4 protein-coding genes and 1 pseudogene are annotated in these 7,485 nt (G+C 31.9%); 4 read left to right on the forward strand and 1 reads right to left on the reverse strand.

Going from position 1 to position 7,485, the window contains the following annotated elements; translation table 11 throughout:
• Positions 1 to 262: 262 nt before the first annotated feature.
• Positions 263 to 2,425, reverse strand: a complete 2,163-nt coding sequence (locus tag F6K22_RS24835; protein WP_293104106.1) for a hypothetical protein — start codon at positions 2,423 to 2,425, stop codon at positions 263 to 265.
• A 543-nt stretch (positions 2,426 to 2,968) separates the two neighbouring features.
• Here F6K22_RS24835 and F6K22_RS24840 point away from each other — a divergent pair.
• The 4 genes and pseudogenes from F6K22_RS24840 to F6K22_RS24855 all read left to right on the forward strand — a co-directional run.
• Positions 2,969 to 3,505, forward strand: coding sequence for a hypothetical protein (locus F6K22_RS24840; RefSeq protein WP_293104108.1), 537 nt, complete (start codon positions 2,969 to 2,971; stop codon positions 3,503 to 3,505).
• A 287-nt stretch (positions 3,506 to 3,792) separates the two neighbouring features.
• The gene (locus tag F6K22_RS24845) at positions 3,793 to 4,887 is read left to right on the forward strand and encodes a glucose-1-phosphate thymidylyltransferase (RefSeq protein ID WP_293104110.1); all 1,095 of its coding nucleotides are present in this window, start codon (positions 3,793 to 3,795) and stop codon (positions 4,885 to 4,887) included.
• 606 nt (positions 4,888 to 5,493) lie between these two features.
• Positions 5,494 to 6,336: a glycosyltransferase family 2 protein gene (locus F6K22_RS24850; protein WP_293104112.1), complete on the forward strand. Its 843-nt coding sequence runs from the start codon at positions 5,494 to 5,496 to the stop codon at positions 6,334 to 6,336.
• Positions 6,337 to 7,115: 779 nt separating this feature from the next.
• Positions 7,116 to 7,485 (forward strand): annotated as a pseudogene (locus F6K22_RS24855) (glycosyltransferase family 1 protein); the annotation flags it as partial.

Below are 7,485 nucleotides of genomic sequence, written 5' to 3' on the forward strand. Positions count from 1 at the left end.
CCGACAGGAGAGATGAATAGTCAAATTTTCCGACTATTGCTCTATACGCAATAGTAAACACATTTGTTGAAGCACCCCGACAGGAGAGATGAATAGTCAAATTTTCCGACTATTGCTCTATACGCAACAGTCAATACATTTGTTGAAGCACCCCAGGCAGATACTTTTAAATTAAAAAAGCATAAATCTTAGAAGACAAAAGGTGAAATTAGAACTAACTCCAGGCAAATAATTATCAGTGGTTATCTCCAGGAAATATTCTCTACTCGTCAAGGACTAGATTATTAATTATCCATCCACATTTATCAGTTAACTTATCACTTTCAATACTCAGATTTTCCAGAAGTAAATAAACAGGATTTTTACCTCTAAGAGAAAAAATTAAATCAGAAGTAACTCCAGGAAAATAATTCTTAGCAGTTGTATCAAGGAAATTTCCTTGCTCATCTAACAGAGAAAATCTAACAGATAAACCATTACATTCTTGATGTAGAAAATCTAACTTACCAGCAATCTTTACAGGAGAAGATAACTCTCCTAAATAGAGAAAATATTTAGACGTTTGTTTAGTAACATCCCCAGGGTCTGTCATTAAATTATAAGCATCATCAGAAACTTGAGTAACAGCCGAATAATTATAAGTAATATAAGGAGATTGATTTAAACTCATCCAGTCTAACTGTCTCCCCGGACGTTGAGGAACTTGTTTTTGCATTGCCGATAAAGTTTGTACGGCAGTCGCTATAGAAGTAGGACGAATTCTTTGATAAAAACTAACAGTCACTCCTCCATCTAAAACAAATTCTTCTGGCAATTTTTGGAAATCTTGAGCAATGGGTAAATTTTTAGAAAAGGCATCATAGACAAACTTGACTAAATCTTGTTGCCCTGGTTTTAATACTTGTTCATCAGTTAATAATACTTTCTGAAATGGATGAGCAATAACTACATATTGTGCTTCGAGTAATTCTGGCAATGGGTAAGTATCGCGGGTGTCAATATGTGGTTTACTTATTGCTCTTAAGTTAGACGAATTTTCAGGATTAATTATCCGGTTAGAGTTTCTAATAATATTGGCATTAAAATGATTTGAGGAAGCAGCTACATATACTAATTCTCGATTCGGTGCTAAGTTACTTAGATATTTAGTCAAACGCAAAACTTCATCGTAGTCGGAACGAATTAATGGGGAAAAATTACTGGCAAATAATGGTCGTAGGGAGTTATTGAATTTGCCGAGAGGTGTTAAACCAAAGATGAGATTAGTAATTAAATATATTCCGGTAATGCTGAGAATGATTAATTTAGTTTTGCCTCGAAAAGTATGAATAGTTATCCAGATAAATGAGGTTAGTCCTAAAACTACTATCGGTGTTAAATGTAGAGAGTAATGAATATTTCCATAGCGGAGTAAGATTAACCATTCAGCTAAAGAAAAGATTCCGAATAATAAGAGGAAAATAGTAGTAGATGGAATTAAAAGTTTTCTCAGAACACCTACAGAAAATCCTATGGCAATTAATAGTAAAGTTACTAATCCATAAAAACAGGCATAACGCCAGAATATGTCAGGTATTGATAAACTCCAAGCAGCATAAAGAGTTCTATAATTTTCTGTTAAAGAACTTTGGATAAAACCCCAGGCAAAGATTGATATGGTTAGGAAAGATGTTAGGGAAATTAGGCTAATTTTTATGGCACTTTCTAAAAGTCTTTTCCCAGAATTTTTGCCGGACTTGAAAGTAATCAAAAAGTTAATCATAGTTTGGCAACTAACAGCAACAAGAAAAGCTATTGCACTATAAGCAAAATGTCGTCTTAAAACTATAGATATTCCTAAACAAAATCCGATAATAGGAATTTGCCACCAAGGATTTAATCTAATATTTTTTAAGTAAAACAAAATTGCCAATAAAATAGGTAAAGTCGCTCCTATATCGGGATATCCTCTTAAACTCGGACTCCAACTCATAGGTATTAGTAAAGCGATCGCTACTGTTGACCAAAATACCCATCCAGAATTAACCGGAATTAATTTTTTAGCTATTGCTCCTACCAATAAACTGAAGGGTAATAGATAGAGAAGGTTAATACTCAGGATATAAATAATTCTTTGGTTGCCAAAAATATAGAGAAATGGGATTAATGGTAGTGTAATTAGATAATTTTTCTGTTGAGATAAAGAACCTAAAATATCATCAATAGCTCTTTGGGTAGATGTTTGAAATAAATTTGTTAAATTATTCGCAGCATTCTGATATCCCACAAAATCCCACCAATAAATTGTATGTTCATTAGATATATATATTGATGTGATAGAAATAATTATCAAAACTACAGTCAAGAAAAGAATTACATTAATCAAAAAGCTAGACTGTGAATTAAACTTAGTATTTAATGATTTGAAAAAAGATTGATTTTTCATATTTATGATTATTCCTGAAACCAAATTTTGTTTGTCAAGATATTCATATTAAATTATGATACCAAATCCGGTTATAAAAACCTACTTTTTTCAAATCCTTCTAACCCTTTTTTTTTCTGCCTTCTGTCTTATGTAGTACCCCAACAATAAACCTTCTTTATAAACTGGATTTAGTATGATAAGTGCATTCTGAGGGTTGAGGATTTATTTGACAGGAATTTAATTTAGAACTATCCTAGACAAAGATAAATTATGATTTAAGCAGGAAAGTTGATTATACAATGAAAAATAAATCTCAATTAAATATTGAATATGATTTAGCCCTAGTTTTAACAGCAACTATGGATATTAAAGGTATGCCAAAAGCCGATCCAAAGTAGCTGAACAACGACAAAATGATTACTATAATAGTATCCAATATTATGTTAACCATCAACCTCAAATTCGGAAGATAATTTTTATTGAAAATTCTGGATGGCCTCTCAACCTTTAAAAGAAGCTATTCAGGACAATCCTTAGGATAAACAAATTGAATTTATTTCTTTGAATTGTAATGATTTTCCAAGAGATTTTGGCAAAGGATATGGTGAGTGTTTATTAATAGAAAAAGGTTTGGAAAAATCTAGATTGATTAATACAGTAAGTCATTTTGCTAAAATTACAGGTCGGATTTATTTAAAGAATATGACCCAGATATTAGAAAGCGTTAGGGAAGATTATGATTGTTTATGTGAATATAAAGATCAAGGTTGGAGAATTATAAAATTATGGGGAGTAAAAGGTGCTAAACCCTATTGTGATAATAGGTTTTTAGTTTTTAGTAATAAATTTTATCTCCAATTTATACGACTTCTACATCAACAACACCAAGAAAGATGTTTTTATATTGAAACTCAATTTTACGAAGCTTTCAAGCAATTAGAAAAAGAACAAATGATTATATCCATATTTTTAGTATCACCTGATTTTCAGGGTATTGCTGGTCATTTTAAAGGTAAAGATTATAGTAGTAAAAAAGAAAGAATGAAATTTCTTACTCGATGGTGGACTCGAAAATTAATTCCTAGTTTACATCTTTAAACTTAATCTCCTTCTGTCACTATCCGCTGATGGCAAATTAAAATCTGAGTTCCCAAATATTATCTTGGTAAAAGATAGAGCTATTATTTTATAGTAATAAAAACTAAAATCAGGTCATGGTATTTACTATTAGTAAAAAATTTAGCAATAGCTCTCTATACAAATTTTTTACTTATTCCTTAGTTTATTAAAATGACAACTAATTGCCAGTCAAGCTTATGTTAGACTGGAAAAAAATTAGACCCAAAAACACAAACTACCGCAAAAACCTCTAATCGTAAATTAATATGAAAGCATTAATTCTCTCTGGTGGAAAAGGAACAAGATTACGTCCTCTTACTTATACAGGAGCAAAGCAATTAGTACCAGTAGCCAATAAGCCTATTTTGTGGTATGGGATTGAAGGTATTGTAGCAGCAGGTATTACCGACATCGGAATTATTATTAGTCCAGAAACTGGAAAAGAAGTACAAGAATTAACAGGAAACGGCGAAAGATTTGGAGCTAAAATTACATATATTCTCCAAGAACAACCGGCAGGTTTAGCTCACGCTGTTAAAATTTCTCAACCATTTTTGGGAGATTCTCCTTTCATAATGTATCTCGGAGATAATATCATTGAAAGTCAGCTAGATAAATTTTTAGATATTTTTAAACAGGAAGAGTTAGATGCTTTAATTCTGTTACGAAAGGTTCCCAATCCCACAGCTTTTGGTGTGGCGAAAGTAGATGAAAAAGGACGAGTTTTGGGATTAGTCGAGAAACCGAAAGTTCCACCATCAGATTTAGCACTGGTTGGTATATATTTCTTTTCTAAAAAAATACATAATGCCATTGCTAATATCAAACCTTCAGCCAGAGGAGAATTAGAAATTACTGATGCGATTCAATATCTAATAGACCAACAAACTTCTGGTGAAGACAAGGAAATTTCTGTTGAAGCACGAACTTTAGAAGGTTGGTGGTTAGATACAGGTAAAAAAGATGATTTACTTAGTGCCAATCAAATTATTTTAGATACTCGTATAACTAATTCAGTAAATGGAGAAATAGATTCTCAAAGTCAAATTATTGGGCGAGTAAAAATAGGTGAAAATACAAAACTAATTAATTGTAGCATTCGAGGTCCGGTAATTATAGGTGATAATTGTCATCTAGAAAATTGTTTTATTGGTCCTTATAGTAGTATTGCTGATAATGTCACTTTAATTGATGTTGACTTAGAACACAGTGTCATATTACAAGGAGCAAAAATTATTGAAATTCATCAACGTATTGTTGATAGTTTACTCGGTCGTCGCGCCCAACTAATTAATGCTCCACAACGTCCTAAAGCATTACGATTTATGATTGGAGATGATAGTCAAATAGAATTAACATGATTAAAAAAGTGGTCAACAGTCAACAAGATTATTTTTTTTAAGTTTAGAATGAGGTTTCAAAACTTATAGTAGTTTAACTTAAAGATGAGACGTTTTTTCGTCTGAAACTCCCTCATAGCAAGAAAGCTTTGTCTCAATCTAAAGTTAAATGACCAATCCTGTGCTTGGGGTTCCAAGCGATTTTAACCCAAGCTACAAAAGCTGATAGCTAGTTAAACAGTATAGCAATTTTAAATAAGTTCAGGACTTACGCAAAAGTACTATATGTAGAGTTCAAAAACTATAACGTTATAGTTTTTAGCGCTATATATGTTGTCTCTGCTTAAGTCCTAAAGTTGTATAGCGCTACTTGAATAGGGAATAGGGAATAGGTATGGAGGGAATAGTAAACTATCAAAGGGTTTCAGGATTTAGAAATGTCAAATACCTGAATGAGTAGCGCTATAATATTTTATTGTAGGGGTTTGGAAGCCAAACCCAAGATAATAAACCGGGTTGATACTTGAATAATTTCTAATTCGATAATGTTTCTGGAAAAACCCGGTTTCTCCTGAACTTTCACCATCAGACTCCGAAGGAGAAACTAATATAAAGAATATCTACTTTTTGACAGTTAACTACTATTCAACTGAGTTAATTAAAAAATTAATCAACTCAATCAAATTAACTTCTCACCTATTCCCAAAAATTATCATTATTAATAATTCGACTGATGATGAGTCTATTTATCAACTCCAAAGCAACACCATAATTATTATCAATTCAGAAACTAATTTAGGATATGGCAAAGGGTGCAATTTAGGATTAAATTGGATTTATACTCAAAATCCCCAAGCAATAGTTTGGTTAATTAATCCCGATGCTTATTTATTACCTGATTCTCTGGAAAAAGCAGATCATTTTTTAGCGAAAAATCCAGAATTTTCTATATTAGGAACAACTGTTTACGAACCCACAGGTAAAATTTGGTTTGGTGGCGGAAAATTTATTTCTGAAACAGGCAAAATAATGGCTAATGAATTTCTTTCCAATACAGAAACATCAATCACAGATTGGGTAACAGGATGCAGTATGTTAATTAACCTCAAAAACTTTGAAAAATGCCCTAAGTTTGATGAAGATTATTTCTTATACTATGAAGATTTTGATTTCTGTAGACGCTATGTCAAACAAGGTCATAAAATAGCTATTACTCAAACAATATCTGTAATTCATAAACCATCTTCTATTACCAGTAAAAAACCAGAATTAAAACTTGAACATAGCATCTATAGCTATCTATTGAGTTTAAAAAAACATACAAATAAATTAGTTTTAATATATAGATTACTCAGAATTACTATAGCTGCTTTAGTTAACCTGCCAATAAATTATAAAATAGCTAATATTAAGCTCAAAGCCATTAATAAATTTATCAGATATAATTGTAGGTTTGGTAGAACGAAGTGAAACCCAACAAAGTATTATTTGATCGGAGGAATTTTTATCTTATCTGAACCAAATTAACTGAAAATGTTGGGTTTCGTTCTTCAACCCAACCTACAGTATTTAAAATTATTGTAGGTTGGGTAGAACGAAGTGAAACCCAACAAAGCATCATTTGATTGGAGGAATTTTTGTCTTATCTGAACCAAATTGACTGAAAATGTTGGGTTTCGTTCTTCAACCCAACCTACAGTATTTAAAATTATTGTAGGTTGGGTAGAACGAAGTGAAACCCAACAAAGCATCATTTGATTGGAGGAATTTTTGTCTTATCTGAACCAAATTGACTGAAAATGTTGGGTTTCGTTCTTCAACCCAACCTACAGTATTTAAAATTTTGGTAGGTTGTGTAGAACGAAGTGAAACCCAAAAAAGTATTATTTGATCGGAGGAATTTTTGTCTTATCTGAACCAAATTGACTGAAAATGTTGGGTTTCGTTCTTCAACCCAACCTACAGTATTTAAAATTATTGTAGGTTGGGTAAAACGAAGTGAAACTTAACAAAGTATTGTTTAATTAAACTAATTTTTATCTTATTTGAACTAGGTTGACTGAAAATGTTGGGTTTCGTTCCTCAACCCAACCTACAGTATTTAAAATTTTGTTAGGTTGTTTAGAACGAAGCGAAACCCAACAAAGTATTATTTTATCGGAGGAATTCTTATCTTAAATCCAAGCTAAACTTATTACTAGACTCTTATCTTAATCTGTATATCCGTGCCATAATCTGTGTGAGGGCAAATGTCTAACAAACTTATCATCAATCTATCAGTATTAATTCCCCAACCTACAGGAATATCTGTCTACGCTAATAACATCCTGCCGCAACTTCAGCAACTTAATCCTACTCTGCTAATTCCTAATAATATTCCCAATTTTAACTGCCATCTAATTCCTAATAATATGACGCCCGCTCAGGGAACTAAAGGTCATTTACGACGATTATTCTGGACTCAATTTCAATTATCAAATATCTATAAAAAATTACAAGCAAATCTACTTTTTTCTCCCCTTCCAGAAGCACCATTATATTCTCAGTGTCGTTATATTGTCATAGCTCACGATTTAATTCCTTTGCGTTTTCCTAAACCTGGTTCTCGCTTAACCACTT

This window comes from Okeania sp. SIO2F4 (assembly GCF_010672385.1).
Lineage (GTDB): Bacteria > Cyanobacteriota > Cyanobacteriia > Cyanobacteriales > Microcoleaceae > Trichodesmium.

Coding starts and splice junctions, on each gene's coding strand:
- F6K22_RS24835 (WP_293104106.1), bottom strand. CDS start 2,425: ATGAAAAATCAATCTTTTTTCAAATCATTAAATACTAAGTTTAATTCA.
- F6K22_RS24845 (WP_293104110.1), top strand. CDS start 3,793: ATGAAAGCATTAATTCTCTCTGGTGGAAAAGGAACAAGATTACGTCCT.